Here is a 3,271-nt window from a genome sequence, read left to right on the forward strand (position 1 = left end):
ATCCTTCTGCCGCACGGTATAGCCCTTGTCCAGGCCGACGGTCGCGATGCCGGAACCCATGAGGCCGCCACCCAGGATCCCCACCTGCCGCACCGGCTGGGGTTCAGCCTTGAGCTCGGCCCTGCCAGCCCTCTCGGCGAAAAATACGTGTACCAGGGCTCGGTGTTCAGGGGTCATAGCCAGCCGGCCGAAGCCCTCCGCTTCCCGCTCCAGACCCCGGGCGAGACTCCGCCCCAGACCCTTCCGCAGCACCCGCAGAATCTCCAGCGGGGCGGGGTAATTCCCCCGCGTCTGGGCCAGGACCTGCTTGCGGGCCTGCCGGTAGACCAGCGGCTTGAGCGGGCCGTCCAGCACCCGCACCGGCAGGGGACGTTTCTTCCTCACTGGCCGTCCATCCCCCCGCGCCAGCTGCAGCACCCGCTTCCTGGCCGCCGGAAGCAGCACACCGGGACTCACGATCTCGTCGGCCAAGCCGATCTTGCGGGCCTTGTAAGGATAGACGTTTTTGCCGGTGAGCAGCATGTCCAGGGCGGCCTGCAGGCCCACCAGCCGCGGCAGACGCTGGGAACCGCTGACACCCGGCAGCAGGCCCAGCTTCACCTCCGGGGCACCCAGAACCGTCTTGGGATGATCGGTGATGATGCGGCTGGTGCAGTTCAGCGCTAGCTCCAGCCCACCACCCAGGCAGGTACCGTTAATGGCCGCCACCGATGGAAACGGCAGCGCCGCAATCTTACCCAGCACCGCCTGCCCCGCGCGACTGGCTTCCGCCGCATCCGCCTGCGTTTTGAACCCCAGAAAGTCCTTGATATCCACCCCCACAATGAAATTATCGGGCTTGCCGCTGATGAACACCACTCCCGCCGGACGGGGTTCTTCCAAACCGGCCAGCCGGTCAAGAACCTCATTCAACTGCCGGAAGGCATCGAAGGAGAGGATATTAAGTGGCTCACCGGGGTGGTCGATGGTCACCACAGCAATAGCCTGCTCGTCCAATTCGTATCGAATCATGGGTCTATCCACTATATTATTTTCCTGCTACAATTGCGGCTGCTCTACTCCCGCTCCAGCACCATGGCCGCGCCCATGGCGTTGGCGGTGCAAATGGTCAGCAGGCCCAGGTTCTTATCCCGCCGCCTCAGCTCCTGCAGCAGGTTGATCACGATCCGCCCGCCGGTGGCGCCGAAGGGGTGGCCGTAGGCCAGCGAGCCCCCGTTGACGTTCATGGTCTCCCGGTCCACTGTGCCCACCGCCCGGCTGCGGCCCAGCTCCTCCCGGGCAAAAGCATCCGACTCCAGCTTCTGCACCACCGAGAGCACCTGGGCGGCAAAGGCCTCGTGGATCTCGAACAGCTCGATGTCCGCGAGGGTCAGTCCCGCCCGGTCCAGGGCAATGGGCGTAGCGTACGCGGGACCCAGCAGCAGCTGCGGCCTGGGGGGTATGGCGACGTAGGCGTAAGACTTGATGAAGCCCCACGGCTCCAGTCCCAGCTCCCTGGCCCGGCCCTCACTCATGACCATCACCGCGCTGGAGCCATCGGTGAGCGCGGAGGAGTTGCCGGCCGTCAGGGAGCCGTGGCGGCGGTCAAACACCGGCCGCAGCTCTGCCAGCTGCTCCAGGGATATATCCTCCCGGATGAGATTATCCTGACTGAAGTAGGTCTTATGGTCAGGCGGCAGGGAGACGGGCACGATATCGCCGTTAATCTTGCCCTCCTTCCGGGCCCGGGCCGCCCGGGTGTGCGACCGGTAGGCATACTGGTCCTGCTCCTCCCGGCTGATGCCGTTGATCTGGGCCATGAGCTCCGCATGCTGACCCATGGTGAGCCCCGTGCTGGGCTCCTCAATGGCCGGCGGCACCGGAATGAAATCCAGCAGCTTGATCCGGCGCAAGCCTTTAAGCCGCTCACCGAAACTCCGCGCTTTCTGCACCCGCTGCAGGGCCATGATCAGGCGCTTCTTGTACACCACCGGCGTGTTGGACATGGATTCCGAGCCACCGGCGACGATCACGTGCCCCTGCCCTGAGCCATGTCGAAGGGCCTGATCGGCCATGATGTGCTCGGCAGCACTGGTGATGGACTGAATCCCGGTGGCACACTGCCGCGCCAGGGTAAAACCGGGCGCGTGATTCAATCCCAGGGCGATGGCCACCTCCCGCCCCACGTTCAGGTTGGACATGGTCGGCAGCACGGCCCCCCAGATAATCTCATCGACAGCCTCCGGTGGCAAATCCAGGCGCTGAAGCAGCTCCTGGGTGGTCAGCTTGGCCAGGTCGGATGCATTCAGCTCGTTCAGAGCGGTGAAGGCTTTAGCGAACGGCGTGCGCACACCACCAACAATTGCGATGCGATCCCTTCGATTTAGCTCAGGACTGGCGTTCATATTCTGGATTCCTATCTCAAGGCAGGGTAGTTGCGGATTAAACCGGTCAATGAATTCTGGAGACCCGGATCATCCCTCCAGCGCGGCTAAAATTTACGGCCCGCAAGGTGGGATAAGCCATAAACCCTCCCGGCCGGCTGACCTATTGCTCTTTCCCCTTCGCTGATCCGCGCGTATTCCCCGGCCCCGCCCGTTTATTCACGCCCGCGGCACCCTTATGTAAACGGCAGCGGCCGGAAGGATGTCCTTAACTCAAATCTGGAATTAGCCCTAAACCCTATTGAACAAATCTGTTAAGGCCATTAGAAAATAGCTAAAGTATCGGCGCAACCAGCCGATAATGGATGTAGCTAAAGTCCCCGCGGGGAACTATACCCTTGATTTTGAGACAGGCTGCTCCCCGCGGTGATGCCAAGCACCGAATGATCACATAATGATCGAAACACAAGTTCAATCCTTAAATATAAAGAAACAAGAAGAGGGGTTTACCATGAAGTATTTGGTAAAAGCCTCAGCTATAGCCCTACTGGCTTTCTTTGTCAGTACGGCCTATGGTTTGAATAGCAAAACGCTTATTCCCACGCAGGTGCCGAAGGGCGCATACGCCAACGGCTCCGATGGGAATCAAGTGTTCGTCCAGACGATCGAGATCCAGTTCGCCGGTCACACTCCTGCTGCAGCCGATTTCTTGCAGGTGGATATACCGGCCGATCTTTCGATTGCGGACATCAATAATGACGGCAATTACGACGATGAAGTGTCTCTGAACTGGAACACGTTCAATGCTCCTGCCTTCGCTGTCGATGCGGCCCAAACGGACGCCAACATAATCGTTATCGACGTTGGCGCTGCTGCTCAGCTTATCCAGGCGAATGAAAAGCTCATTA

At 60.8% G+C, this 3,271-nt stretch carries 3 protein-coding genes; 1 reads left to right on the forward strand and 2 read right to left on the reverse strand.

The genetic code is table 11. From position 1 onward, the window contains the following. Both ACETWG_08180 and ACETWG_08185 read right to left on the reverse strand, forming a co-directional pair. The coding region (locus ACETWG_08180) for an enoyl-CoA hydratase-related protein (GenBank protein ID MFB0516567.1) at window positions 1–1,011 on the reverse strand (1,011 nt) is incomplete at its 3' end. 44 nt (window positions 1,012–1,055) lie between these two features. Beyond that, the gene (locus ACETWG_08185; GenBank protein ID MFB0516568.1) at window positions 1,056–2,384 is read right to left on the reverse strand and encodes an acetyl-CoA C-acyltransferase; all 1,329 of its coding nucleotides are present in this window, start codon (window positions 2,382–2,384) and stop codon (window positions 1,056–1,058) included. Window positions 2,385–2,817: 433 nt separating this feature from the next. On the opposite strand from ACETWG_08185, the gene ACETWG_08190 reads away from it, so the two are divergent. Beyond that, the coding region (locus tag ACETWG_08190) for a hypothetical protein (protein ID MFB0516569.1) at window positions 2,818–3,271 on the forward strand (454 nt) is incomplete at its 3' end.

Source organism: Candidatus Neomarinimicrobiota bacterium, assembly GCA_041862535.1.
GTDB lineage: Bacteria > Fidelibacterota > Marinisomatia > SCGC-AAA003-L08 > TS1B11.

Bases quoted from the DNA above. Each gene is read 5' to 3' on its own strand.
- ACETWG_08185 (MFB0516568.1), bottom strand. From the start codon at position 2,384: ATGAACGCCAGTCCTGAGCTAAATCGAAGGGATCGCATCGCAATTGTT.